Annotated in this window: 24 protein-coding genes and 1 tRNA gene; 17 read left to right on the top strand and 8 right to left on the bottom strand. The window is 67.3% G+C overall.

The features are described from left to right. Positions 1–101 precede the first annotated feature (101 nt). Positions 102–1235 carry a PQQ-dependent sugar dehydrogenase gene (locus tag AC07TU_RS03110; protein ID WP_495186446.1) on the top strand — a complete coding sequence of 378 codons (1134 nt, stop codon included), beginning with the start codon at positions 102–104 and terminating at the stop codon, positions 1233–1235. Here the strand turns inward: AC07TU_RS03110 and AC07TU_RS03105 are convergent. Together AC07TU_RS03105 and AC07TU_RS03100 are read right to left on the bottom strand one after the other, a co-directional pair. Beyond that, complete coding sequence (locus tag AC07TU_RS03105; protein WP_495186445.1) at positions 1232–1621, bottom strand: PaaI family thioesterase; 390 nt, start codon at positions 1619–1621, stop codon at positions 1232–1234. The genes AC07TU_RS03110 and AC07TU_RS03105 overlap by 4 nt on opposite strands. After that, entirely contained in the window at positions 1618–2055 is a 438-nt protein-coding gene (locus AC07TU_RS03100) for a PaaI family thioesterase (RefSeq protein ID WP_495186444.1), read from the bottom strand. The genes AC07TU_RS03105 and AC07TU_RS03100 overlap by 4 nt, the downstream gene beginning before the upstream one ends. Before the next feature lie 132 nt (positions 2056–2187). On the opposite strand from AC07TU_RS03100, the gene AC07TU_RS03095 reads away from it, so the two are divergent. The 12 genes from AC07TU_RS03095 (at position 2188) to AC07TU_RS03040 (ending at position 12201) form a co-directional block, all read left to right on the top strand. Beyond that, positions 2188–2346 carry a hypothetical protein gene (locus tag AC07TU_RS03095; RefSeq protein ID WP_495186443.1) on the top strand — a complete coding sequence of 53 codons (159 nt, stop codon included), beginning with the start codon at positions 2188–2190 and terminating at the stop codon, positions 2344–2346. Continuing rightward, positions 2343–3290 (top strand): hypothetical protein, encoded by a 948-nt coding sequence (locus tag AC07TU_RS03090; protein ID WP_495186442.1) that lies wholly within the window; start codon positions 2343–2345, stop codon positions 3288–3290. Before AC07TU_RS03095 ends, AC07TU_RS03090 begins: the two co-directional genes overlap by 4 nt. Next, a complete protein-coding gene (locus tag AC07TU_RS03085) occupies positions 3278–4111 on the top strand; it encodes a transposase (RefSeq protein ID WP_495186441.1) in 834 nt (277 codons plus the stop codon). The genes AC07TU_RS03090 and AC07TU_RS03085 overlap by 13 nt, the downstream gene beginning before the upstream one ends. 25 nt (positions 4112–4136) lie before the next feature. Continuing rightward, the gene (locus AC07TU_RS03080; protein ID WP_495186440.1) at positions 4137–4742 is read left to right on the top strand and encodes a winged helix-turn-helix domain-containing protein; all 606 of its coding nucleotides are present in this window, start codon (positions 4137–4139) and stop codon (positions 4740–4742) included. Positions 4743–4771: 29 nt separating this feature from the next. Continuing rightward, entirely contained in the window at positions 4772–5557 is a 786-nt protein-coding gene (locus AC07TU_RS03075) for a crotonase/enoyl-CoA hydratase family protein (protein WP_495186439.1), read from the top strand. A gap of 66 nt (positions 5558–5623) precedes the next feature. Then, the gene (locus tag AC07TU_RS03070) at positions 5624–6820 is read left to right on the top strand and encodes an acetyl-CoA C-acyltransferase (protein ID WP_495186438.1); all 1197 of its coding nucleotides are present in this window, start codon (positions 5624–5626) and stop codon (positions 6818–6820) included. A gap of 41 nt (positions 6821–6861) precedes the next feature. Then, positions 6862–7770 carry a hydroxymethylbilane synthase gene (gene hemC / locus AC07TU_RS03065; RefSeq protein ID WP_495186437.1) on the top strand — a complete coding sequence of 303 codons (909 nt, stop codon included), beginning with the start codon at positions 6862–6864 and terminating at the stop codon, positions 7768–7770. A 10-nt stretch (positions 7771–7780) separates the two neighbouring features. Next, positions 7781–8449 (top strand): uroporphyrinogen-III synthase, encoded by a 669-nt coding sequence (locus AC07TU_RS03060; RefSeq protein ID WP_495186436.1) that lies wholly within the window; start codon positions 7781–7783, stop codon positions 8447–8449. A 24-nt stretch (positions 8450–8473) separates the two neighbouring features. Then, the gene (locus AC07TU_RS03055) at positions 8474–9367 is read left to right on the top strand and encodes a hypothetical protein (protein ID WP_495186435.1); all 894 of its coding nucleotides are present in this window, start codon (positions 8474–8476) and stop codon (positions 9365–9367) included. A 22-nt stretch (positions 9368–9389) separates the two neighbouring features. After that, entirely contained in the window at positions 9390–10574 is a 1185-nt protein-coding gene (locus AC07TU_RS03050) for an acyl-CoA dehydrogenase (RefSeq protein ID WP_495186434.1), read from the top strand. Continuing rightward, the gene (locus AC07TU_RS03045) at positions 10574–11098 is read left to right on the top strand and encodes a GNAT family N-acetyltransferase (protein WP_495186433.1); all 525 of its coding nucleotides are present in this window, start codon (positions 10574–10576) and stop codon (positions 11096–11098) included. Before AC07TU_RS03050 ends, AC07TU_RS03045 begins: the two co-directional genes overlap by 1 nt. Then, positions 11095–12201, top strand: a complete 1107-nt coding sequence (locus tag AC07TU_RS03040) for a CaiB/BaiF CoA transferase family protein (protein WP_495186432.1) — start codon at positions 11095–11097, stop codon at positions 12199–12201. Before AC07TU_RS03045 ends, AC07TU_RS03040 begins: the two co-directional genes overlap by 4 nt. A gap of 103 nt (positions 12202–12304) precedes the next feature. On the opposite strand, the gene AC07TU_RS03035 is transcribed toward AC07TU_RS03040, so the two are convergent. The 3 genes from AC07TU_RS03035 to AC07TU_RS03025 all read right to left on the bottom strand — a co-directional run bounded on the left by AC07TU_RS03035 (position 12305) and on the right by AC07TU_RS03025 (position 14094). Next, positions 12305–13102, bottom strand: a complete 798-nt coding sequence (locus AC07TU_RS03035; protein WP_495186431.1) for a DUF72 domain-containing protein — start codon at positions 13100–13102, stop codon at positions 12305–12307. 35 nt (positions 13103–13137) lie between these two features. Then, positions 13138–13593, bottom strand: coding sequence for a DUF2147 domain-containing protein (locus tag AC07TU_RS03030; RefSeq protein ID WP_495186430.1), 456 nt, complete (start codon positions 13591–13593; stop codon positions 13138–13140). Between the two features lie 426 nt (positions 13594–14019). After that, positions 14020–14094, bottom strand: a tRNA-Gly gene (locus tag AC07TU_RS03025). A 170-nt stretch (positions 14095–14264) separates the two neighbouring features. Between AC07TU_RS03025 and AC07TU_RS03020 the strand changes: the two genes are divergently transcribed. Together AC07TU_RS03020 and AC07TU_RS03015 are read left to right on the top strand one after the other, a co-directional pair. Then, positions 14265–15176, top strand: a complete 912-nt coding sequence (locus AC07TU_RS03020) for a tetratricopeptide repeat protein (protein ID WP_495186429.1) — start codon at positions 14265–14267, stop codon at positions 15174–15176. Then, positions 15173–15796, top strand: a complete 624-nt coding sequence (locus tag AC07TU_RS03015; RefSeq protein WP_495186428.1) for an LON peptidase substrate-binding domain-containing protein — start codon at positions 15173–15175, stop codon at positions 15794–15796. Before AC07TU_RS03020 ends, AC07TU_RS03015 begins: the two co-directional genes overlap by 4 nt. 4 nt (positions 15797–15800) lie before the next feature. On the opposite strand, the gene AC07TU_RS03010 is transcribed toward AC07TU_RS03015, so the two are convergent. Further along, positions 15801–17018 (bottom strand): FAD-dependent monooxygenase, encoded by a 1218-nt coding sequence (locus tag AC07TU_RS03010; protein WP_495186427.1) that lies wholly within the window; start codon positions 17016–17018, stop codon positions 15801–15803. Between the two features lie 95 nt (positions 17019–17113). Here AC07TU_RS03010 and AC07TU_RS03005 point away from each other — a divergent pair, with 95 nt between their 5' ends. Further along, complete coding sequence (locus AC07TU_RS03005; RefSeq protein ID WP_495186426.1) at positions 17114–19429, top strand: DNA translocase FtsK; 2316 nt, start codon at positions 17114–17116, stop codon at positions 19427–19429. A gap of 162 nt (positions 19430–19591) precedes the next feature. On the opposite strand, the gene AC07TU_RS03000 is transcribed toward AC07TU_RS03005, so the two are convergent. Then, positions 19592–20479 (bottom strand): LysR substrate-binding domain-containing protein, encoded by an 888-nt coding sequence (locus AC07TU_RS03000; protein ID WP_495186425.1) that lies wholly within the window; start codon positions 20477–20479, stop codon positions 19592–19594. Positions 20480–20811: 332 nt separating this feature from the next. Here AC07TU_RS03000 and AC07TU_RS02995 point away from each other — a divergent pair, with 332 nt between their 5' ends. Then, positions 20812–23103, top strand: coding sequence for a CDC48 family AAA ATPase (locus tag AC07TU_RS02995; RefSeq protein WP_495186424.1), 2292 nt, complete (start codon positions 20812–20814; stop codon positions 23101–23103). Here the strand turns inward: AC07TU_RS02995 and AC07TU_RS02990 are convergent. Further along, positions 23057–24367 carry an MFS transporter gene (locus tag AC07TU_RS02990; protein WP_495186423.1) on the bottom strand — a complete coding sequence of 437 codons (1311 nt, stop codon included), beginning with the start codon at positions 24365–24367 and terminating at the stop codon, positions 23057–23059. The two genes, AC07TU_RS02995 and AC07TU_RS02990, sit on opposite strands and share 47 nt — an antisense overlap. Positions 24368–24372: the final 5 nt, after the last annotated feature.

Here is a 24372-nt window from a genome sequence, read left to right as displayed (position 1 = left end):
CGCGCAGGCTAATCAACCCGCGTTGCCACAGCGTAAATGCCGTGCGACATCCGTTCGGCCCCGAAATTCGCCGGGGCTTGCCGCTTCCCCCGGAGAATCCGATGCGCCTGTTGCCGATCGCCGCCGTCTCGCTCACCCTGATCGCCTGCACCGGCGCGCAGCCCGGCAACAGCCAGGAAGCCGCCCCGTCGAACGGCCTTCCCTTCGCCGTCACTCCGGTCGCCGATTTCGATTCGCCCTGGGCAATGACCTTCCTGCCCGACGGGCGGATGCTGGTGACCGAGAAGACGGGAACGCTGCTGCTGGTCAGCGCCGACGGCAAGACCAAGACGCCGGTTTCGGGCATCCCCAAGGTCGATAGCGCCGGGCAGGGCGCGCTGAAGGATGTCGTGCTCGCGCCCGGCTTTGCACAGAATCGCCAAGTCTATTTCAGCTATTCGGAAGCGGGCGAGGGCGGCAAGGGTGTCGTGCTGGCGCGCGGTACCCTGGCCGACGGCGGGTCGCCTGCGCTGCACAACGTCCAGACATTGTTCAAGGCGACCCCTTATGTCACCGGCAACGGCCACTATTCAGGACGCATCGCCTTTGCGCCCGACGGCAAGCACCTGTTCTTCACCAATGGCGAGCGGCAGAAATTCGATCCGGCACAGGATCCCAAATCGACCTTGGGCAAGGTGCTGCGCCTCACCCTCGACGGCAAGCCCGCGGGCGATCCGGGCCTGACGGCCAGAGGCTTCCACCCCGCCATCTGGTCCTATGGTCACCGCAACCTGCTCGGCATCGCCTTCGACAAGGCGGGCAATCTCTGGGAGCAGGAAATGGGTCCCAAGGGCGGTGACGAGGTCAATCTGGTGCTGCCGGGCCGGAATTACGGCTATCCGATCGTCTCGGACGGCGACCATTATGACGGCACCGACATTCCCGACCACAAGACCCGCCCCGAGTTCGAGGCACCCAAGGTGTCGTGGAACCCGGCCATCTCGCCCGGCGGGCTGATGGTCTATTCGGGCAAGCTCTTCCCGCAATGGAAGGGCGACCTGTTCATCGGCGGGCTGTCGAGCGAGGCACTGGTCCGCGTCGACGTCAACGGCACCAATGCGGCCAAGGGCGACCAATGGCCGATGGGCGCACGCATCCGCGAGGTGGAGGAAGGGCCGGACGGCGCGATCTGGCTGCTCGAGGATGGCGGACAGGGATCGCAGGGACGCCTGCTCAAGCTGACGCCTAAGGGCTAGTCGGGAACGGCCAGCAGGAAGTTCAGCCGCGCGGCGGCGACCGGGCGATCCCGGTCGTCCTGCCAGGCGATCGTCTCGACATTGGCGATGCGCGTGCCGAGGCGCGACACATGCCCCTGTGCGCGGGTGACCTTTTCCCGGCCGCCGCGCATGAAATCGACGGTGACGTTGATCGGCTTGATCCGCGTCCCGCCGCGATCCTCGGTCTCCAGCGCGTGCTTGAGCGCAACGATCGCCGCCATTTCGAGCAATCCGGCCAGCGCGCCGCCATGGACGAAGCCGGGACGGCCGATCACATCGGCACCGAAGGGCATCGTCAGCACCGGCACGCCTTCGCCGGACTCCGGCGTGATCCCGAGCAAATCGGCATAGGGCGGCAGAATCATGCGGGTACCCCGGTGAACATGAAGGTCCCCGCGACATTCGCGACCGGGTCTGCGGCATCGCCATCATGGGCGATACCACGCACGAACGCGACCGAGCGCGTCACGCGATAGCATTCGCCGCGCCCGATCACCGTACGCCCCGGCGCTGCGGGCCGCAGATAATCGACGCGCAGGTCGAGCGTCGCGTGCGGCAGGAAGCCACCGCGTTTCATCCACACCGCGACGCTCGTCGCCATGTCGAGCAGCGCGACGATCGGTCCCGACGCGATGACGCCGCGCGCCGGGTCACCGACCAGATCCTCGCGCCAGGGCAGGACGAGCTGGCACCAGTCGCTCCCGTGAGAATCATACCCGATACCCAGCCGCCGGCCATGGCCGGCGGGCAGCGCGGCGAAAAAGGTGGCCGGATCGAACGGAAAGGCTGCGGTCTCCATCGCCGGGCGGCGTAGCGGGTGCGCCGAAGCGGGGCAATGCCGCGCTGGGCATGGGCATCGTAAACTCGAATTAACTGAGGCGCCCGGCACACCCCACCTAGGTTCGGGGAACCGAAAGAAGGAGGCGCGCGCATGATCACCCTGTCCATCGCCGAGATCGCGACGCTCGGTACCCAGGTCGCTACGCACGGCGCGATCCGTGCCGCCGAAGTGGCTGGAGACGATATCTTCGAGATGCTGATCGCGATCGCGGTCCTGGTATACGAAACCTATCCCGGCCCGATCCCGTGACCCCCCGGTTCGAGGCGATGCACCATCCCGGCCTTGCCGGAGCACGCACACGATCCGCCCCGGTCAACACCCGCTGGCTCGCGGGTCCGGTGACAGCCGCTGCCGCTGAATTTGCGGGCATCGCCGATGCCGGCGAGATCGAGACGCGCGCCGCGGCGTTCCTTGCCGATCCGGACCGTACCGAAGCGATGCTGGCCCCCCTGATCGATGCGCTCCGCGCCGATCCCTGGTTCGAACCGCCATTCAAGGTGAGCCGCGACCCGCTTCGCACCGGCGCGGTGCTGTTCGATTGCCCTGCCGTGACGCTGTCGGCGACGGTTACCAGCGCGGACGCGCTCAATCGCCTGCCGCCCGCCACCACCCTTGTTCTGTCCGGCCGGGTGACACTCACCTCTTACCTCAGCGGCGGCGAGGCGCAGATGCGGCGCTGGCAAGCGGATCGCGCCGGAGCGGACTTCAGCGCCGCATCCGCGCCGCCCGCACGCGAGCTTGCTCCGCGCACGCTCGAGGATGGTGCGCTGGTCCGTCAGGACGGGCGCACCGGCGGACACCTGCTGACCGGCGCCACGCGGGACATCGTTGCGCTGACCGCCACGATCAAGCCGGGCGCCGACCCGCTGGTGCGCGAATATGCGGTTGCGGACGGCGCTCTGGTCCGCGCGGCGTGCGCCGACGATGCGGCATCGCGGATCGAGATGCTGCTGACCTTTCTGCGGGTAAGCGGACGCGCGGATGCGGCGGATCTGTTCGAGCAGACGTCGCGCCACCCCGCCTTTCACCTGCGCTGGGCAGCGATGCGCGAATGGCTGATGCTTGATGCACGTGCGGCGCACCGGCGACTCGCCGTGATGCGCGCGGACGACCCCAATGCCGAGATAAGGGCCGCCGCCACCGCCACGCACGCGGCGCTGGAGCATCGCCTGAATCAACCATGCCTCGTCTGATCGAACCCGGCGATGGCGCGGCCATCACGCTCGACGCGCTGGTCGACGCGCTCGATTCGGCGGTGTTCGACCCGCATGACGAGGAGAGTTTCGCCGCGCTCGGCCCGCTGCTCGCCCGGCTGGGCCGCAACCGAAGCTTCCTCGCGGATCTGGCGATCGAGGAGCTCAAGCTTCGCTGCACACGGCAGAGCGCCGCCAACGGCTATGGCCCCCAGGTCTTCCTGCTGCGCCCGCCCAATGGCCGCTATGTGATCCGCGCCAATTTCTGGCCCGCCGCGGACGACGCCGTGGTGCAGGCAAGCGGGACCGCGCCCTTCTTCTACGGGCTTCCGCACGATCACAATTTCCCGTTCCTGACCTATGGCTATCTGGGGCCCGGCTATTGGAGCGACTATTTCGAATATGACGGACGGGCAGTGGCGGGCGCAGCCGGCGACGAGGCGGGGTTGCGTTTCGTCGAACGCAGCAGGCTCGAACCAGGCAAGCTGATGCTCTATCGCATGCAGCGCGACGTGCATGTCCAGCTTCCGCCCGACAGCTTCTCGGTTTCGCTCAACATCCTCGGCCAGCATCCCAGTCACCCCTGGATCGACCAGTACCGGTTCGACATCGCACGCAATCGGATCGCCGAGGGACTGACCACAGCGCCATCCGAAGGACTGGTGACGCTCGCCGCGCATATGGGCGGCGGCAACGGCCTGGATCTGGTCGATCATCTTGCCCGCCGCCATCCGCATCCACGGATGCGCCGGACGGCGGCGGCCGCGCTGCTTTCCGCCCTTGCTCCATCCGATACGGATCAGTTTCCGGCAGACTCATGATGCACGGCGCGTAGTTTCCCGAGACGTGGCGCAGAAGATTCTGTCCGAAATCGAGATACCGTTGCTGGATCAAGCGGTCGCCCAGCGGGGTTACGCGCTTGTCCTGGGCAGGCCATGCGCCGCGCCGGATCGGGGCGTCGCCGCGATCCTGCGCGCGTGGCGGCCCGGGATCCGGATCCGCAACACCCATGTGCCCGAAATCGCGGTGGCCGGCTGCCCGGCATGGCTCACCGCGGCGCTCGATGCGGGCGCGGCGGACGCGGTCTCCCACCCCGTCAACCCCTATGAGCTCGCCGCGCGGGTCGATGTGCGGGTACGCAGCCACATGCCCGGCGATACGCGGATCGGCGATCTGCGCATCGATCGCGTGCACCGTGCAGTCGCGCGCGCCGGCCTTTCGATCCCGCTGGTTCCGCGCGAATTCGCACTGCTGCTCTATCTTGCCGAGCGGCATGGCGAGTTCGTGTCGCGCCGCGAGCTGCTTGAGCAGGTCTGGGGGTTGCGCTTCGACCCAGGAACCAACGTGGTCGCGGTGCATGTCTCGAAACTGCGCGCCAAGATCGACCGCGGCTTCGCGGCGCCGATGATCCGGGGCGTCAAGGGACTCGGCTATCGCCTCGACGCGGCCTAGCGTGGCAAAAAGGCCGGGAGAGGATGGCAATGAGCGAGCAGCGCGTTTCGATCGAATTCAACGACGGCGTCGCCGACGTACGGCTGACCCGCCCCGACAAGATGAACGCACTCGATCCGGCGATGTTCGCCGGTATAGCGGACGCGATCGAGACGCTGAACGGCATGGCCGGGCTGCGCGCGGTGGTGCTGTCGGGCGAGGGGCGCGCCTTTTGCGCTGGGCTGGATATGGCGAGCATGGCGGGCGGCGGACCAGACCTGGACCTCGGCACGCGCAGCCATGGCGACGCCAATCTGTTCCAGCAGGTTGCCTGGGGCTGGCGCACCTTGCCGGTTCCGGTGATCGCAGCGGTGCACGGCATCGCATTCGGCGGCGGTTTCCAGATCCTGTCGGGTGCCGACATCCGTATTCTCGCGCCGGGCACCCGTTGTTCGATCATGGAGATGAAATGGGGCATCGTCCCCGACATGGCGGGCTTCGCCCTGTGGCGAACCACGGTGCGCGACGACATCCTACGCGAACTCGCCTACTCGGCGCGCGAGTTCAGCGCTGAGGAGGCGCTCGCGTTCGGCTTTGCGACACGCCTGGCGGAGGGCGCGCATGGGGAAGCGATGACGCTGGCGCGCGAAATTGCAGGACGCAATCCGCATGCGGTCCGCGCCGCCAAACGGCTCGCCAATCTTGCCGCCGAGACCGGGGCGCCCGCAATTCTCGCTGCCGAAAGCGCGGAACAGGCGGTGCTGCTGCGATCCCCCAACCAGATCGAGGCGGTGATGGCGAACATACAGAAGCGCACTCCGCGCTTCACCGACTGAATCTTCCAATATCTGATCGCAAAGGTTACAGGAGAACCATACCCAAAACACGAATGAGAGGATGCCATGCGCGAAGCCGCAATCGTTTCCACCGCCCGGACGGGCATCGGCAAGGCCTATCGCGGCGCATTCAACGCCACCGAGGCCCCGGTGCTAGCCGGGCATGTGATGAACGCGGCGGTCGAGCGGGCGGGAATCGATCCTGCCCGGATCGACGACATTTTCTGGGGTGTGGGCAATCAATGGGGAACGCAGGGCGGCAACGCCGGACGGATGGCAGTGTTCGCCGCCGGATTGCCGCAAAGCGTGCCGGCCTTCACGCTTGACCGGAAGTGCGGATCGGGGCTGACTGCGCTGGCGCTCGCGGCCCGCTCGATCATTGCGGGCGATATCGACCTCGCGCTGTCGGGCGGGATGGAATCAATCAGCCTGACCGTGACCAAGGACGCGCCGCGTTACGCCAACCAGTCGGTGCTGGCGAACGAGCCCCACGCATATATGCCGATGATCGAGACCGCCGAGATCGTCGCCGAACGCTATGGCATCAGCCGCGCGCGCCAGGATGAATATGGCGCGATGAGCCAGCAGCGCGCCGAAGCCGGCCTCGCCAATGGCGCCTTTTCCGAGGAGATCGCACCGATCACCGTCGAGAAGGCGATCTTCGACAAGGAGGGCAACCGCACCGGCAGCGAGAGCGTGACGGTAACTCAGGACGAGGGCATCCGCCCCGGCACCTCGGTGGAAGCACTGGCCGGCCTCAAGACCGTGTGGAAGGACGGGCAGGTCGTGAAGGAAGGCCGCTATATCACCGCGGGCAATGCCAGCCAGTTGTCCGACGGGGCCGCCGCACAGATCGTGATGGACCGCGCGCTCGCGCAAGCCGAGGGCAAGGAGATCCTCGGCATCTATCGCGGCTTTCAGGCCGCGGGCTGCGCGCCCGACGAGATGGGCATCGGTCCGGTGTTCGCGATTCCGAAGCTGCTCGACCGCGCAGGCCTCAAGATCGCGGACATCGGCCTCTGGGAGCTCAACGAGGCGTTCGCCAGCCAGTGCCTCTATTGCCGCGACACGCTGGGCATCGATCCCGAGAAGTATAACGTCAATGGCGGCGCGATCGCGATCGGCCACCCATTCGGGATGACCGGTGCGCGGCTGATCGGCCACGCGCTGATCGAAGGACGCAAGCGCGGGGTGCGCTGGGTGGTGGTCTCGATGTGCACCGCAGGCGGCATGGGCGCGGCCGGGCTGTTCGAGATTCCCTGAGCGGTTCGACAGGCGAGGCAACGCCCGCTACAGGCCCCGCCATGCTTCGTCTCGGCACCCGCGGATCGCCGCTTGCGCTTGTTCAGGCCAACCTCGTGCGCGACGCGCTGCTCGCAGCGCATGGCTGGGGTCCGGATCAGGTCGAGATCATCCCGATCCGCACCACCGGCGACAAGGTGCAGGACCGCCCGCTCGCCGAGATCGGCGGCAAGGCGCTTTGGACAAAGGAGCTCGACCGCGCGCTGCTCGACGGCGAGATCGACCTGGCCGTCCACTCGATGAAGGATGTCGAGACGATCCGGCCCGAGACCATCGCCATCGCCGCAATGCTGGTGCGCGAGGATGTACGCGACCGGCTGATCGGCGCGGACTCGATCGAAGCACTGCCGCATGGTGCACGGATCGGCACAAGCTCGCCGCGCCGCGCCGCGCAGATGCGCCGCATCCGCCCCGACCTTTCGATCGTCCCCCTGCGCGGCAATGTCGATACACGCCTTGCCAAGGTGCGCGATGGTGAGGCCGACGCCACCCTGCTCGCCGCAGCGGGGCTCGAGCGGCTTGAGCGGCCCGATGTGGGCGCACCAATCCCGCTCGATCAGCTTCTGCCCGCACCGTCGCAGGGAGCCGTGGGCATCGAGGTGCGAGCGAACGACGTGGCGACGCGGATGCTGGTCTCTGCGATCGGCGATCCCGCCACCGAGCGCTGCGTGCTCGCCGAGCGGGCGATGCTCGCCGCGCTATCGGCCGATTGCCATTCGCCCGTCGCCGCGCTGGCGACGATCGAGGACGGCGCGCTGCGTCTGCGTGCGGAAATCCTGAGCGAGGACGGGAGCGAGCATGTCCGCCTGGACCGGTCGGGGCTGGAGGGGATCGCGCACGAGGCAGCGGCGATCGCGCACGATCTGCTCGCCGCCGCCAGTCCGCGTCTGCGCGCCCTGTTCGGACATTGAGGGTCGGGCATTGAGCCGCCGCGTCGCGATCCTGCGGCCCGAACCGGGCAATGCCGCGACGGCAGCACGGCTTCGCGAAGCTGGACTCGATCCGCTCCCGCTGCCGTTGTTCGTCGTCAGGCCACTCGACTGGGCGCCGCTCGATACCGCAGCCTTTGACGGCCTGCTGCTGACCAGCGCCAATGCGGTGCGCCATGGGGGCATGGGGCTGAATCAGCTGAGCGGGTTGCAAGTCCTGGCGGTAGGCAGCGCGACGGCGGATGCCGCACGCGGGGCCGGATTCATCGTGGCGCACACCGGATCGACCGATGTCGCGGAGCTGTTGCACGATGCTCCGGATTTCAGCCGGCTGCTCTGGCTCACCGGGCGCGAGCGAACGGCGATCGAACACCCCTCCCTTGCAAAAGCGATCGCTGTCTATGCGAGCGATGCGATTCCGCTCGCGGATGCGGGCTTGCTGCAGGGCAATGTCGCCCTGATCCATTCGGCGCGCGCTGGAATGCAGCTGGCCGCCGAGCTCGACCGGCACACCATTCCGCGCGCAACCGTGCGGATCGCGGCAATTAGCGGCAAGGCAGCGGCCGCCGCGGGGCCGGGCTGGGGCGCGATCGCCATTGCCGAGGCACCCAATGACGAAGCGATGATCGCAGCCGCGCGCCCACTCGCGATTGACCCCTGACCGCTTCGGGAGAATAAACGGCCAATGACTTCCGAAACGCCGATCGAGACGCCGGTTGCGGCACGCGGCAACACGCTGACCGTCGCGCTGGTCGCCGGACTGATCGCCTTCCTCGCCGGACTCGCGGTGATGGCGGCGGTGTTCCGCTTTGGCGGCTGGGGGGCCACGGGCCCGGTCCCGCCGGCCGGCCCCGTCCAGCCCGCCCTTACCGCCGAGCCCGCAGCGGCACCTGCAACCGATGTCGCGACACTTGCGGCGCGCGAGCAGGCGCTTGCCGCCCGGCTCGACACGATCGACAGCCGGATTCAGGCGAGCGACGCCGACGCACGCACTGCCGCCAGCTATGCCGGGCGCGCCGAGGCGATGATGCTGGTCTTCGGCGCACGGCGCGCGATCGAGCGTGGCCAGTCGCTCGACCCGATCGCCGGCGAATTGCGGACCCGGTTCGGGGAGATCGATCCGCGCGCCGTGGCGACCGTGGTGCGCGGAGCGAACGAACCGGTGACGCTCGAGGATCTGCGCCTTGCCTTCGACCAGATCGCGCCACGGCTTTCGACCGGCGTTCCCGGAGAAAGCTGGTGGGATGCACTGCGCCGCGAGGCCACAACCCTGGTGATCGTGCGCAAGGAGAATGCCGCCAGTCCGCATCCGCGCGCGCGGCTTGCAAGGGCGCGCCGCTTGCTGGCGCAGGGGCATGTCGAAGCAGCGCTCGCCGAGGTTTCGCGCCTTCCCGGCGCGCAGGGCGCCGAAAGCTGGATGGCTGCGGCCAGCCGCTATGTCGAGACGCGCAACGCGCTCGACGCACTGGAGGCCGCCGCGATCCGGGGACCCGTAAGGCCCGCGGCCGGCGCGCAGCTACCCGCCGCAAACGCCGTCCCGGCCGAGGCCGCACCCGTCAAGGCCGAGCCGGCTCAGTAAGTTCAATTCAAGGAGAGATGTCATGGCCGCGATGGGCCGTTTCGACTGGGCCGATCCGTTCGCGCTCGACGCACAGCTGACCGACGAGGAGCGGATGGTGCGCGATGCCGCGCGTGCCTATGCACAGGAGCAGCTGCTGCCGCGGGTGACCCGCGCATTCCTCGACGAGGATTTCGATCGCGCAATCATGTCGGAGATGGGCCAGCTCGGCCTGCTCGGGCCGACCATCCCCGAAACCTATGGCGGCGCGGGCCTGGGCTATATCGCCTATGGCCTGGTGGCGCGTGAGGTCGAGGCGGTCGACTCCGGTTACCGTTCGGCGATGAGCGTCCAGAGTTCGCTCGTGATGCATCCCATCAATGCCTATGGCACCGAGGCGCAGAAACGGAAGTACCTCCCCAAATTGCTGAGCGGCGAATGGGTCGGCTGCTTCGGCCTGACCGAGCCCGACGCGGGCAGCGATCCCGGCAGCATGCGTACCCGCGCCGAGAAGATCGATGGCGGGTACCGGATCACCGGCGCCAAGATGTGGATCACCAACTCGCCGATCGCCGACGTCTTCGTCGTCTGGGCGAAGAGCGACGCGCATGGCGGCGGGATCAAGGGCTTTGTCCTCGAAAAGGGCATGAAGGGCCTGTCCGCGCCCAAGATCGAGGGCAAGCTGAGCCTGCGTGCGTCGATCACCGGCGAGATCGTGATGGACGGCGTCGAGGTGGGCGAGGACGCGCTGCTGCCCGAAGTGCAGGGGCTGAAGGGCCCGTTCGGTTGCCTCAACCGCGCACGCTACGGCATCGCCTGGGGCAGCATGGGGGCGGCGGAGGCCTGCTTCCACGCCGCGCGCCAGTACACGCTCGACCGCCAGCAATTCGGCCGACCGCTCGCCGCAACCCAGCTGGTGCAGCTGAAGCTCGCCAATATGGAGACCGAGATCGCGCTCGGCCTGCAGGCGGCGCTGCGCGCAGGGCGGATGTTCGACGAGGGCGAGCTGGCGCCCGAAGCGATCAGCATCATCAAGCGCAACAATTGCGGCAAGGCGCTGGATATCGCCCGCGTTGCCCGCGACATGCATGGCGGCAACGGCATTTCCGCCGAATTCCATGTCATGCGCCACGCCATCAACCTCGAGACGGTCAACACCTACGAGGGCACGCATGATGTCCATGGCCTGATCCTGGGCCGGGCGATCACCGGCATCGCGGCGTTCTGATGGACTTCCAGCCGACGCTGACCGGCGAGCTCGCCATCCTCCGGCCGACGGTGCCGGAGGATTGGGAAGGCATGTTCGCGGTCGCGTCGGATCCGCTGATCTGGGAACAGCACCCCTTCCACAATCGCTGGCAGGAACCGGTCTTCCGTGCCTATTTCGAGGATGCCCTGGCCAGCGGGGGCGGGCTCACCATCCTCGACAAGGCGAGCGGCAAGATCATTGGTGCAAGCCGATATGCCTTTCCCGACACGGTGCGCGACGAAGTGGAGATCGGCTGGACCTTCATCGCCCGGGACTATTGGGGCGGGGCGTGGAACCGCGAGATCAAGCGGATGATGCTCGATCATATCCATCGCTATGTCAGCGGCGCGGTGTTCGTGGTGGGCGAGAAGAACATGCGATCGCGCCGGGCGATGGAGAAGATCGGCGGCGTGCTGCAGGAAGGCCGGGTCGAGCGCGGCAACGGCCATATGCTGCCCGGCCATTGCTATTACGTCATCCGCCGCGGGGGCTTTCGCGGGTGAAGCCGCTGGCAGGCATCAAGGTCGTCGAGCTTGCCCGCATCCTGGCGGGGCCGTGGTGCGGGCAGCTGCTCGCCGATCTGGGCGCAGAGGTGGTCAAGGTCGAGCGGCCGGGTGCGGGGGACGATACGCGGCATTGGGGACCGCCCTTCCTGCACGACGCGGAGGGCAACGACCGTGACGCCGCCTATTATCACGCGGCGAACCGGGGGAAGACCGCACGCTTCATCGATATTGCGACCCCCGAGGGGCAGGCCGAGGTACGTGCGCTGGTCGCCGATGCCGATGTGGTGATCGAGAATTACAAGGTCGGCGGGCTGGTGAAGTACGGGCTCGATCACCGGAGCCTGTCGGCGGTCAATCCGCGGCTGATCACCTGTTCGATCACCGGGTTCGGGCAGACCGGTCCCTATGCCCATCGCGCCGGATACGACTTCATCATCCAGGGGATGGGCGGAATCATGTCACTGACCGGCGAGCCGGACGGTGCGCCGCAAAAGGCGGGGATCGCCTATGCCGACATCTTCACCGGCGTCTATTCGGCGGTAGCGATCCTGGCGGCGCTGCGGCGTCGCGACGAGCGCGGAGAGGGCGCGCATATCGACATGGCGCTGCTCGACACCCAGGTCGCGGTGCTCGCCAATCAGGCATTGAACTGGATGGCATCGGGCAAGGTGCCGCACCGGATGGGCAACGGCCATGCCAACCTCGCCCCCTATCAGGCCTTCACCGCCAGCGATGGCGACCTGATCATCGCGGTGGGCAATGACGGGCAGTTCGCCAAATTGTGCGCGGTGCTTGGGCTCGACCTGCACAGCGATCCCGATTTCGCGACCAACCCGGCGCGGGTGCGCAACCGCGCAAGGCTGATCGCGCCGATCCAGGCAGCGGTAGCGGGCTGGACCAAGCAGGCGCTGTCCGACGCGCTCGAGGCGCAGGGCGTGCCCGCCGGACCGATCAACGATGTCGGCGAGGTATTTGCCGACCCGCAGGTGGTGGCGCGCGGCATGCAGATTGCGGCGGGCGGGCTGCCCGGTGTCGCCAGTCCGATCGTGATCGACGGCGAGCGCATGGTCTCGGACCGGCCAAGCCCGGCACGGCCCTGAACCGGCCGAAAGTCCCAAAAGTCACACTGCCACGCGCGCGAGGCTGGCCGAGGATCACGGTTTCAAAGAGCGGGCATGAGGCTGCCCGCCCGATTCCAACATTTCAAGCGGTGCGTTCGATCAGCGCCTTTGCCGCCGCCGGCGCACGGACCTTGCCGCCATGGATGAAGAAGACGAAGGTCTCGCGCGGCTGCACAGGCGGTGCGCCGGCTTCGACATAGGGCAAGCCTTCGGGCTTGCCGCCCGCCGCCCATAGCCTAGCCGTATCGGCCCAGCGGTCGATGTCGCCCTCCGGATAGCAGAGCGGATTATCGTCCTCGCCCTTTTCGAGCCGGGCGTAGACGAAGTCGCCGGTGATATCGGCGAGCGCGGGGTATTCGGGCGAATCGGCGAAGACGATCGCGGCGCCGGCATCGCGGCACATCGCGACGAACTCCGGCACATGGAAGCTGTCGTGCCGCACCTGAATCGCGTGGCGCAGATTCACGCCCTCATGCGACGCGGGAAGCAGCTTGAGGAAGGCGCCGAAATCGTCGGCGTCGAACTTCTTGGTGGCCATGAACTGCCACAGGATCGGGCCAAGCTTGTCGCCCAGCTCGACGATCCCCTGACCGACGAACTTGGCGACCGATTCACCCGCCTCCGCCAGCACCTTGCGGTTGGTGCAGAAGCGCGACGCCTTCACCGCGAAAACAAAACCGTCGGGCACGGTCGCGGCCCAGCCGGCGAAGGTCGCTGGCTTGAAGCCCGAATAATAAGTGCCGTTGATCTCGATCGCGGTCAGCTGGCGGCTGGCGTATTCCAGTTCCTTCTTCTGGCTTAGGCCTTCGGGATAGAAGGTCCCGCGCCAGGGCTCGAAGGTCCAGCCGCCGATGCCGATTCGAATGGGTGCATTTGCCATGGGCCGAGACTAGCGCGACCCCGCGGCAAAGCGCATCACGAAATACGCGTCCAAACCTGCTGCTTGCAGATCAGGCCCGCGAGCACGCAACCTTTGCCGATCATCGAATCGCCCTTGATCTCCATATGGCCGGCGAAAGTACGGTTCATGTCGGGAACAAACACATGTCCCTTGTACTGACCGGGCGACACACGCTGAAAATTGCGGAACAGGTTGGTGCCTACCAGCTGTTCGGTACCGCCACGGCGCGCGTCGGCCTTGGCCTTTTCACTCGCCCAGGTGACAATTCCGCAGACGCGATCCTGCCCGCAGGGGCTGAAGCGAATGCGCACGCTGTCCTTGGGATTGCGCCACTCGCTCGCGGCCGAGAGCGCACCACCACCCCCTGCCTGCGCGGCGAGCGGCGTCGCGACCATCATCGTCCCGGCCAATGCGGCGGCCAGCCAGCGAAGCGGACGCGAAGTGCGCCGCACCTGTGCCTTGCTCTGCATGGGTGAACCTCCTGTACCTGTGTCCCGAACCACAATGGGGACACTCCTTCGAAGGAGCAGATAGGTAGGGGGAAAGGCCGGAAAAGGGCGGGAAGGGGGCAATTTCCGAAACGATCGGTTCAGAAATGCGGCACATCGATACAAGGATTTGACGCAGGGCTGCGCGTGCGGTTGGCGTCCCCCGCTAGGCGTCCATCAGAGAGATATGCGACGCCGTAATCAGGTCCGGTTTTCCGGCGAAGCCGCCTGGTATGGTTACGACGAAGAGACAACATAGTGGTTGAAGAACAGGCTTCAAGCCAAGGTCTAACTTCGACGCGACCTGGCCAGTAGTAAGGGCAGTCGCCTAGGTTACCCAGGTGGATTCCTAGGCTGGCCAGCAAGCGCAGTTATTTGGCTAAATTGTTCTATCGACTCGGAAGTCGCTGGAGCGGGCGAAGGGATTCGAACCCTCGACCCCAACCTTGGCAAGGTTGTGCTCTACCCCTGAGCTACGCCCGCTCTCTGGCGCTTGGTGCCCGCTCGGAAGACCGAGGGGGCGGGGCAAGGTGGCGGCCTCTAGCAGCGGGTTTCAGGGTCCGCAAGCCCAGAATCGAAAGAAGCGAAAAGGGTTGGCCAGCAGGCCTGCAACGCCCACATAGAGCGCCGGTTTTTTACACAAGGGATTCGCTGTGGCCACGCTGGGACTTTCCGCCGCCGACAAGGACGCCGTCGAGGCATTCCGCAAGGACATCGTCGAACCGTCGATGACCAAGCTGGTCATCCTCGACTTCTGGGCGGAATGGTGCGGGCCGTGCAAGGCGCTGGCGCCGGTGCTTGAGAAGGTCGCGGCCGACTATGCCGACAAGGGCGTGCTGCTCGCCAAGATCGATGTCGACGCCAACCAGTTCATCGCCGCCCAATTCCAGGTGCGGTCGATCCCCACCGTCTATGCGATGTTCCAGGGCCAGCTGGTCGCCGACCTGACCAACGCCCGCACCGAGACGCAGCTGCGCGCGAATCTCGACCAGATCCTGCGCCAGATCCCGGTCGAGAGCGATGCGGCAGCGCAGGAGGCGGAGCTGGAGCCGCTGCTGGCGATGGCGGCTGAGGTCCTGGCCAATGGCGAGCATGAGCGCGCGCTGGTGATCTATGACCAGATCGGCGAGATGGCGCCCGAGCATGCGCAGGTCGCGGCAGGCCGCGCGCAGGCGCTGATCGGGCTGGGCCGGCTCGACGAGGCCGAGGCCGCGCTGAACGTGCTGCCCGACGAGATTGCCGCCACCCCCGAGCTGGAGCGCGCCCGCGCGGCGCTCGCGCTGGCGCGCGAGGCCCCGGCGGACGACGAGCTGGCGGCGATTCGCGAACGCGCGGCAGCCAATCCCCAGGACATGGACGCCCGCTACGAGCTGGCCGGCGCACAAATGGCCGCGAACGACCGTGACGGTGCGGCCGAGACGCTGCTGGCGATGATCGCCGAGGACAGGGAGTGGAATGACAGCGCCGCGCGCGCACGCCTGCTCAAGCTGTTCGAGGCGGTGGGACTGGAGGATCCCTGGGTCTCGGGCCAGCGCCGCAAGCTTTCCGCCATCCTGTTCGGATGACGACGACTCGCCTGTCGGTCTTCCCGTTGACGGGCGCGTTGCTGTTCCCGCGGATGCAGCTGCCGCTGCATATCTTCGAGCCGCGGTACCGCGCGATGGTGACCGATTCGCTGGCGCGCGACCGGCGGATCGGCATGATCCAGCCGCGCCCCAATTTTCGCGAGACCAGGGGCGAGCCGGTGCCGCTGTTCGAGATCGGCTGTGTCGGCCGCATCGCGGAGGTCGAGGCGCTCGACGACGGCAAGTTCGACATCGTGCTGGAGGGCCTTGCGCGGTTCCGGATCCTGCGCGAACTGGAGGTGACGACCCCGTTCCGCCAGGTCGAGGCCGAGCTGATCGCGGATCCCGAGGACGAGGTGCTGGCGATGGGCGAGCGCGCCTCGCTCGAGCTTGAATCGCGGCGCTTTGCCGAGCGTCAGGGCTATGCGGTCGACTGGAACGCAGTGTCGCGGCTCGACGATGAGGCGCTGGTCAACGGCATTGCCCAGATCGCACCGTTCGATCCCGCGGCGAAGCAGGCATTGCTGGAGACCGGCACGCTGAGCGATCGCGCCGAGCTGACGGTTCAGCTGATGCAGTTCTTCGGCCGCCACGACAGCGACGAGGGGACGCTGCAATAAGGGGCTAGGCCATCTCGCCGTGGAGCAGCCGCGGTGTCGCGCCCGATTCGCCCCGTGCTTCGGCCATGAACCAGTTCTTGAGCGCCGGCACCTTGTCGACCGCCGACAGGCCGAAACGGCGGGCGGCGTGTGCGGTCTTGCCGGGGATGCCGAACAGATGCGTCAGCGCATCGGTGGCGACGCTGACCATGAAGGTATCGAGGCTGCGCCAGCGCTGATAGCGCGCGAGCAGCTGGGGATCGCCCATGTCGAGGCCGATCCGTTTGCCCTCGACCAGCACCTCGACCAAAGCCGCGACGTCGCGGAAGCCGACATTGACCCCCTGTCCGGCGATCGGGTGGATGCCGTGCGCGGCGTCGCCGACCAAAGCGAGGCGATCGGCGGTGATCGTCGCGGCATGGTGGAAGCCGAGGGGATGGCTGAAGCGCGGGCCGAGCGGGCCGAGCTTGCCGAGGAACCCGCCCATCTTCTTCTCCGCCTCGGCCAGGAAGCCGCGTTCGGAGAGCTTCATCATCCCCGCTTCCTCGTGCCGCTTGACCGACCAGACGATCGCCGAGCGATGCCCCTGTTCGTCATCGACCAGCGGCAGGATCGCGAAGGGCCCCTGCGGATAGAAGATCTCGAACGCGACATTCTCGTGGCTGTGCTCGTGATGGAGCGAGGTCACGATCGCGGAGTGATCATAGGTCCAGCGCGCGACATTGAGGTGCGCGGTATCGCGGGTAGGCGAGTTGCGGCCCTCGGCGCCGATCAGCAGCTGGGCCGTGACCGTCTCGCCCGTGCTGAGCGTGGCGGTGACGCCATGGGGGCCGCGTTCGACGTTGAGCGCGCGTGTCTGCATCCGGACATCGGCGAGCGGCGCTTCGGAAGCCGCGGCCATCAGCGCGGCGCGCAGATGGCGGTTCTCGAACATCGTGCCGAGCGCGCCTTCACCCTCGAGCGGATCGAAGTCGAGCTTGCCCGGCTCGAGCCCGTCACTGACGCGGATGCTCTGGATCGGGCAACCCTTGCCGGTGAGGCGATCCGCGACGCCGATCGCTTCGAGCATCCGCATGGGTGCTGCGGCAATGGCCGAGGCGCGGCCGTCATGCGCGGCGGCGAGGATCACCGCCGGGTCTGCCGGATCGATCACGATGCTGGAAATGCCGTGCCGGTCGAGCGCGACCGCAAGCGCGCTCCCTACCAGTCCGCCGCCGAGGATAAGGAGGTCTGCCTGCGCCATATGCGGCGAGTAGCCGAGCGGCTGCCTTGACGCCAGAGTCCGCAGGGTGGATGAATCCACCAAAGCGGGAAATTCGAGACATTCAGGGACGTTTGATGGCGAGCCGGGTGCAGCCGATGCTGTGGCGTGACACGATGAAGGCGGGGGCGAAACGCAGCGGCGCGCTGATCGGCGCGATCGCGCTGTTCGTGCTGACCCTGGCTGCGGTGCTCGCGATCGGCACCTATACGGGCACCGACCCGTCGCTGAACACCGCATCGGGCGGCCCGGTGAAGAACCTGCTCGGAACGCCGGGCGCGTGGCTCGCGGACCTGTTGCTCGCGACCGGCGGTCCCGTGGTGGTGATGCTCGTCCCGGTTGGCCTGATCATCGCGACGCGGCTGTGGAAGGGCAATCCGGTCGGCGCCTGGGGACGGATGCTGGGCGGCGCTGCGCTGGGCGTCGCGCTGATGAGCACCGCGCTGGCATTCGTTTCCAGCCGCGCCGTACTCGATTGGGAGCTGCCGGGAAGCTGGGGCGGAATTGTCGGGCTATCGGTCGCGAATCTGCTGCGCTGGGGGCTGAACCTTGCCGGCGATCCCGCGGTGACCTTGTGGGGCGGGCGCGTGCTCGGCCTGATCGCCGGGGTCGCGGGCGTGGTGGTCTGGGCGCGCAGCGTTCAGCTCGAAGTATCGCAGTTGCGCCTGCCACGCCGCGAGCGCGCCGGGGCCGGGACGGAAGCAGGCGAAATCGACGAGGATATCGACGACACCGCCGGTCTCTTCACGCCGGCGACGGCACCGAAGCCGCGCAAGATGGCGCTGCCCGATACGCGCCCCGGCCCGGTCATCGCCGATCCCGCGCCGCCGCCCAGCCCGCCCAAGGCCAAGCCGGTGCAGACCAGTCTCGACTTCAAGGGCAGCTACAAGCTTCCCCCGCTCGAACTGCTCAAGCCCGCACCCAAGAGCGGCAGCGCGGCGATCGACAAGGCGGGACTCGAGCGCAACGCGCGCCTGCTCGAAAGCGTGCTCGACGATTTCCATGTGAAGGGCCAGATCGTCGAGGTCCGGCCGGGTCCGGTCGTGACGATGTACGAGCTGGAACCTGCGAGCGGGATCAAGGCGAGCCGCGTGATCCAGCTCGCCGACGACATCGCGCGCAACATGTCGGCGGTCTCGGCGCGCGTCGCGACCATTCCCGGGCGCAGCGTCATCGGCATCGAGCTGCCCAACGCCAAGCGCGAGATGGTGTCGCTCCACGAACTGGTCGGCAGCGACAGTTTCGAGGATATGGGCGCCCAGCTGCCGATCGTGCTCGGCAAGAACATCGCCGGCGACCCGGTGATCGCCGATCTCGCGCCGATGCCCCACTTGCTCGTCGCCGGCACCACCGGCTCGGGCAAGTCGGTCGGCCTCAACTGCATGATCCTGTCGCTGCTCTACCGGCTGACCCCGGACCAGTGCCGGATGATCATGATCGATCCGAAGATGCTGGAACTCAGCATGTACAAGGACATCCCGCATCTGCTCGCCGACGTGGTGACCGATCCGCCCAAGGCGGTGCGCGCGCTCAAATGGGCGGTCGAGCAGATGGAGGAGCGCTACCGGATGATGGCTTCGGTCAACGTCCGCAGCCTCGGCTCGTTCAACGACAAGGTGCGCCAGGCGCTGGCCAAGGGACAGAAGCTCGGCCGCAAGGTGCAGGTCGGCTATGATCCCGAGACGCGCCAGCCGCTGTACGAGGAGGAAACGCTCGAGCTCAATCCGCTGCCGCAGATCGTGATCATCGTCGACGAGCTCGCCGACCTGATGATGACCGCGGGCAAGGAGGTCGAGTTCCTGATCCAGCGGCTCGCACAGAAGGCGCGCGCCGCGGGTATTCACCTGATCATGGCGACCCAGCGCCCCTCGGTCGACGTCATCACCGGCGTGATCAAGGCCAATTTGCCGACGCGAATCAGCTTCCACGTCACATCGAAGATCGATTCGCGCACCATTTTGGGCGAGCAGGGCGCCGAGCAGCTGCTGGGCAGGGGCGACATGCTCTACATGCCCGGCGGCAAGCAGATCGCACGCGTCCACGGGCCGTTCGTCAGCGACGAGGAAGTGATGGCGGTCGCCGATCACTGGCGCGCGCAGGGTGCGCCCGACTATATCCAGGCGGTGACCGAGGAGCCGGAGGGCGAGGAGTTCGCGCTGGATGGTGCGCCGGACGGCGAGGACAGCCCGGAGGAGCAGCTGTATCGCCGCGCGGTACAGCTGGTCGCGGAGAGCCAGAAGGCATCGACCAGCTGGCTGCAGCGCCAGCTGCGCGTCGGCTACAACTCGGCCGCGCGCCTGATCGAGCGGATGGAGAAGGACGGCCTGGTCTCGCGTCCCGACCATGTCGGGCGGCGCGAGGTGTTGATGGATCAGGACGGGCGGCCGCTGTAGCGGCGCGCCATCGGCGTCATCCCGGCCTTGTGCCGGGATCCACGGTGCCGCGAGTGCTGAGCTGGAACCTCAAGCCCGCCGCCCGCTTCCCGGTGGATCCCGGCATAAGGCCGGGATGACGGTTTGGGTGCGGTGAGAGGTCAGGTGCGCGATTCGGCGCGCTCAGTTCTCCAGTTCGATCGTACCGATCATCCAGTCGTGGAACAGCTTGACCGGGCGCTGCTCGAGCGCCCGGGGGCGGCACACGAACCAGTAGGAATAGGGGCTCTTCACCACCGGCTCGAACAACGTCGCGATGCGCGGATCGTCCTCGGGCACCACATGCGAATCGAGCATGAAGGCGATGCCGACGCCCTGCGCCGCCGCTTCGAGCAGCAGCGAGCCCGAATCGAACAGATCGACCGCGATCGGCTCGATATCGGGAAGACCGAGCGCGTCGCGCCAGATCTCGAAGCTGTCGGCCATGTCGCGATGGACCATCACGGTCATACCGTCGAGCTGCTCGGGCCGGGTGATCGCATTCGGCCCCTCGACCAGATGCCGCGCCGCAACCAGGCGGATGCGGTTGCGGTCGAGGCGGCGGCCGTAGAGCAAGGTGTCGATATCGCGCGCGAGCACGATCGCGGCGTCGAGCCCGTCGCCCAGCCGCGACATGCCGTGCCCGCCAGTATCGATGTCGAGATGGAGTTGCGGATGCATTGCACGCAATGCACCCAGATGCGGGAGCAGCCGTTGCGTCGCGAACAACGCCGGCGTGCCAAGCCTCAGCCGCAGCAACTCGACCCCGCTGGTCATCCCCTCGATCGCGTCGCTCATCGAATCGAGCGCGGGCGCGATCAGCCCCAGCAGCCGCTCGCCTTCGGCATTCAGCTTCATCGATTGATGCCGCCGTTCGAACAATTGCTTGCCGATGAAACGCTCCAGCGCCTGCACCCGGCGGCTGAGTGCGGGCGAGGAGAGCGCAAGCTCCTCGGCGGCAGCTTTCACCGAGCCAAGCCGCGCGACCTGGACGAACGCCTCGATGGCGGTGAGGGGTGGCAGCCTTCGCATATCTTTTTGTGTGGTGCAGCGTATCCGTTTGCAACCGGTTATCAGGGTAAGCAGCGTGACAACGGTTACATTGGCAGTAAACCGCGATTGTTACAGATTGCAGAAACTGCAATCATCATACGATCTTTTCGCACTTGCAACATTTTACGCCGCACTGCACATAGGACGTGCCTTTCAGGCATCCTCTCCTAAACCTTTCATGGGTCGGTCCCCTTGGGCCGGCCCTTTTTTTTGCCCGAATCGCGGGCGAAACGGTAGCTTACCTAGGCGATCCGGAACCGCGTACCTATCTGGCGCGCTCACCCCGCACGGACCGCAGGGAAGGAGAGCCGATGGCCGAGACCGATACCCCGACACGCAAACTCCAGGTCGCCAGTTCGCGCCCCGAGGACAGCGGACGCGGCCTTGCGCACCTGCCGCGCACGCTGATGACCGAGCTGGGATTGCAGCAGGGCGACGTGATCGAGATCGTCGGCAAGCGTATCACCCCAGCCCGCGCCGTCTTCCCCTATCCCGAGGATGAGGGGCTGGAACTGCTGCGCATCGACGGCCTCCAGCGCGCCAACGCGGGGGTCGGATCGGGCGATTTCGTCGAGATCCGCCGCGGCGAATCGCGCCCGGCAACGCGCGTCGTGTTCGCGCCTGCACGCAAGGATCTGCGCCTCGAAGGGTCGGCCAATGCGCTCAAGCGCACCTTTATCGGCCGGCCGCTGGCACAGGGCGATACCGTCTCCACTGTCGGCCAGCAGCGCGTGTCGGACATGCCGCCCAACGTGCTCCAGCATCTGCGCGCGCCCGCCTATGCGCTTCAGGAGATCCGCCTGACCGTGGTATCGGCGACGCCGCGCGGTATCGTCCATATCGACGAGAATACCGAAGTCGAACTGCGCGCTGATTACGAGGAAGCCAAGGAATTCCGCCGCGCCGACGTCACCTATGACGATATCGGCGGCATGGCCGGCACGATCGACCAGCTGCGCGAGATGGTCGAGCTGCCGCTGCGCTATCCCGAGCTGTTCCAGCGGCTGGGCGTCGATCCGCCCAAGGGCGTGCTGCTCCACGGGCCGCCCGGCACCGGCAAGACGCGCCTTGCCCGCGCGGTCGCCAACGAGAGCGACGCCAGCTTCTTCCTGATCAACGGGCCCGAGATCATGGGCAGCGCCTATGGCGAGTCCGAGAAGCGCCTGCGCGAGGTGTTCGAGGAGGCGAACGCCAATGCGCCCGCGATCATCTTCATCGACGAGCTCGATTCGATCGCGCCCAAGCGCGGGCAGGTGACCGGCGAGGCCGAGAAGCGCCTAGTCGCGCAGCTGCTGACCTTGATGGACGGGCTGGAGGCGCGCGCCAATGTCGTGATCATCGCCGCGACCAACCGTCCCGAAGCGCTCGACGAGGCGCTGCGCCGTCCCGGCCGGTTCGATCGCGAGATCGTGGTCGGCGTGCCCGACGAGCGCGGGCGGCGCGAGATATTGGGCATCCACACCCGCGGCATGCCGCTGGGCGAGAAGGTCGACCTGACCGAGCTGGCGCGCACCACCTTCGGCTTTGTCGGCGCCGACATCGCCGCGCTGGCGCGCGAGGCGGCGATCGAGGCGGTGCGGCGGATCATGCCCAGGCTCAACCTCGAGGAGAAGACGGTTCCCGCCGAGGTGCTGGAGACGCTGGCGGTCACCCGCGAGGATTTCGTCGAGGCGCTGAAGCGCGTCCAGCCGAGCGCGATGCGCGAGGTGATGGTCCAGAAGCCTAATGTCCATTGGGAGGATGTCGGCGGTCTCGACGACGCGCAGATGCGGCTCAAGGAAGGCGTCGAGCTGCCGATGAAGGATCCCGACGCGTTCCGGCGCCTCGGCATCCGGCCGGCCAAGGGATTCCTGCTCTATGGCCCGCCCGGTACCGGCAAGACCCTGCTCGCCAAGGCGGTGGCGCGCGAGGCGGAGGCGAACTTCATCGCCACCAAGTCGAGCGACCTCCTCTCCAAATGGTATGGCGAGAGCGAGCAGCAGATCGCGCGCCTGTTCGCACGCGCGCGCCAGGTGGCACCGTGCGTGATCTTCATCGACGAGCTCGATTCACTTGTGCCCGCGCGCGGCTCGGGCCTGGGCGAGCCGCAGGTGACCGAACGCGTGGTTAACACCATCCTGGCCGAGATGGACGGGCTGGAAGAGCTGCAATCCGTGGTGGTGATCGGCGCGACCAACCGGCCGAACCTGATCGATCCGGCGCTGATGCGGCCGGGCCGGCTCGACGAGCTGATCTATGTCGGCGTGCCCGACGCGCCGGGGCGTGAACGGATCCTCAAGATCCAGACCGGCAAGATGCCGCTTGCGGACGATGTCGATCTGGCGTCGATCGCCGAGCGGACCGAACGCTTCACCGGCGCGGACCTGGAGGATGTCGTGCGCCGCGCGGGCCTTGTCGCGCTGCGCGAATCGCTCACCAACACGCATGTGACGATGGCGCATTTCGAAGCAGCGCTCGCCGATTCACGTGCGACCGTGACGCCCGAGATGGAGGCCGAATACGCTCAGCTCGTCGCACGGATGAAGCAGGACGCAGTGGCGCTGAACCCGATCGGGTTCATCGCTCCGGGGATGCTTCAGAGCCGGAAGAAGGACGCAGGCTGAACCAGCCGTAAAGCGCCAGCAGGACCAGCGCGGCGGCCGCGACCAGATAGGGGAGCGGCCGCCATGCGCCATAAAGTGCGACGCCGATCGACGGGCCGAGGATGAACGCGGCACCGTTGATCGAGGTGACCTTGCCCGCCACCGATCCCTGCGCCGCCTGCCCCACTGCCAGCGATGAGCCCGCCGTAAAGCCCGGCCGCGAGAAGCCGAAGCCGAGTGTCGCCAGCGCATAGCCGGTAGCGATGCCGTAGAGCGAGGTGGCGCTGCCCGTGGCGAGCGAGCCGATCGCGCTCAATGTCAGCCCGATCAGCATCAGCTGGCGCGGATTGAGGTTGAGCAGCGGAATGATCCCCCATTGCGCGAGCAGGGCCGATCCGGCGCCAAGCATCAGCACCAGGCCGGTCGCCTCGATCGCCTCGATCGGGGGGACGCCCAGCCGGTCGATGATCAGGAAGCCGATCACCTGCCCCGCCATCGCCTGTGCATGCCCCAGGATCAGCCCGCAGATCATCCAGGCCCGCACGCGCGAGTCGAGATAGCCGATCGGCTCGATCTTGGCCGCCGTCGCCGCGGTGACGCTCGCGCCGCTTGCCTGGCCGCCGATCGACGGATAGCTCGATGCTGCGCCATGGCTGACGGGGGCATCGACATCGCGCGGCAGGAAGCGCGCCACCACCAGGATCATCGCCAATGCCGCGCCGCTGAAGATCAGCGCGGGCCCGGCAAGGCCGATCGTCGGTCCGCCGCGCCACAGATCGCCGACCACCAGATAGGGCGCGATCGCGGGGCCGAGGATGGTACCGAGCCCGAACGCCGAGCCGAGCAAGGTAAGCGCCTTGGTCCGGTCCTCCCGACTGGTGCGTGCGGCGACGATCGCCTGCACCGCGGGGGGCGCTGCCGAACCGAACCCGCCATAGATCATCCGTGCCGCGACGAAGAAGGCGAAGGCGGTGGCAGGCGCGATCCAGCCGTTGATCCCGGCGGCGAGAAACAGGCCGCAGAAGAACAGCGACGCGGCGAGGCCGATCTGCCCGAGCAGCACCATGTTGCGCCGCCCGTGCCGATCGGAGCGATTGGCCCAGAAGGGCGCGACGAGAGTCCAGAGCAACGCCGAGACCGAGAAGGCGGCCGCCACCGCGCTGTCGGGCACACCGAGCGAGCGGCCGAGCGCGGGCAGCACCGATTGCAGCGCGGTGTTGCCCGCCGCGATGGTGAACATCACCAGGAACAGGATCGTGAAGGTGCGGTCGCGCGGAAAGCTCATTCCGC

It is taken from the genome of Sphingomonas sp. GW821-FHT03E12 (assembly GCF_059420685.1).
The sequence above is the reverse complement of the archived record's forward strand: the minus strand, read 5'-3'. Positions and strand labels throughout refer to the sequence as shown.

Excerpts from the sequence above, each read along its gene's own strand:
- AC07TU_RS03045 (WP_495186433.1), top strand. The coding sequence starts at position 10,574 with ATGGACTTCCAGCCGACGCTGACCGGCGAGCTCGCCATCCTCCGGCCG.
- AC07TU_RS03110 (WP_495186446.1), top strand. The coding sequence starts at position 102 with ATGCGCCTGTTGCCGATCGCCGCCGTCTCGCTCACCCTGATCGCCTGC.
- AC07TU_RS02990 (WP_495186423.1), bottom strand. The coding sequence starts at position 24,367 with ATGAGCTTTCCGCGCGACCGCACCTTCACGATCCTGTTCCTGGTGATG.
- AC07TU_RS03015 (WP_495186428.1), top strand. The coding sequence starts at position 15,173 with ATGACGACGACTCGCCTGTCGGTCTTCCCGTTGACGGGCGCGTTGCTG.
- AC07TU_RS03085 (WP_495186441.1), top strand. The coding sequence starts at position 3,278 with ATGCCTCGTCTGATCGAACCCGGCGATGGCGCGGCCATCACGCTCGAC.
- AC07TU_RS03030 (WP_495186430.1), bottom strand. The coding sequence starts at position 13,593 with ATGCAGAGCAAGGCACAGGTGCGGCGCACTTCGCGTCCGCTTCGCTGG.
- AC07TU_RS03095 (WP_495186443.1), top strand. The coding sequence starts at position 2,188 with ATGATCACCCTGTCCATCGCCGAGATCGCGACGCTCGGTACCCAGGTC.
- AC07TU_RS03105 (WP_495186445.1), bottom strand. The coding sequence starts at position 1,621 with ATGATTCTGCCGCCCTATGCCGATTTGCTCGGGATCACGCCGGAGTCC.
- AC07TU_RS03035 (WP_495186431.1), bottom strand. The coding sequence starts at position 13,102 with ATGGCAAATGCACCCATTCGAATCGGCATCGGCGGCTGGACCTTCGAG.
- AC07TU_RS03050 (WP_495186434.1), top strand. The coding sequence starts at position 9,390 with ATGGCCGCGATGGGCCGTTTCGACTGGGCCGATCCGTTCGCGCTCGAC.
- AC07TU_RS03070 (WP_495186438.1), top strand. The coding sequence starts at position 5,624 with ATGCGCGAAGCCGCAATCGTTTCCACCGCCCGGACGGGCATCGGCAAG.
- AC07TU_RS03010 (WP_495186427.1), bottom strand. The coding sequence starts at position 17,018 with ATGGCGCAGGCAGACCTCCTTATCCTCGGCGGCGGACTGGTAGGGAGC.
- AC07TU_RS03100 (WP_495186444.1), bottom strand. The coding sequence starts at position 2,055 with ATGGAGACCGCAGCCTTTCCGTTCGATCCGGCCACCTTTTTCGCCGCG.
- AC07TU_RS03000 (WP_495186425.1), bottom strand. The coding sequence starts at position 20,479 with ATGCGAAGGCTGCCACCCCTCACCGCCATCGAGGCGTTCGTCCAGGTC.
- AC07TU_RS03075 (WP_495186439.1), top strand. The coding sequence starts at position 4,772 with ATGAGCGAGCAGCGCGTTTCGATCGAATTCAACGACGGCGTCGCCGAC.
- AC07TU_RS02995 (WP_495186424.1), top strand. The coding sequence starts at position 20,812 with ATGGCCGAGACCGATACCCCGACACGCAAACTCCAGGTCGCCAGTTCG.
- AC07TU_RS03005 (WP_495186426.1), top strand. The coding sequence starts at position 17,114 with ATGGCGAGCCGGGTGCAGCCGATGCTGTGGCGTGACACGATGAAGGCG.
- hemC (WP_495186437.1), top strand. The coding sequence starts at position 6,862 with ATGCTTCGTCTCGGCACCCGCGGATCGCCGCTTGCGCTTGTTCAGGCC.
- AC07TU_RS03055 (WP_495186435.1), top strand. The coding sequence starts at position 8,474 with ATGACTTCCGAAACGCCGATCGAGACGCCGGTTGCGGCACGCGGCAAC.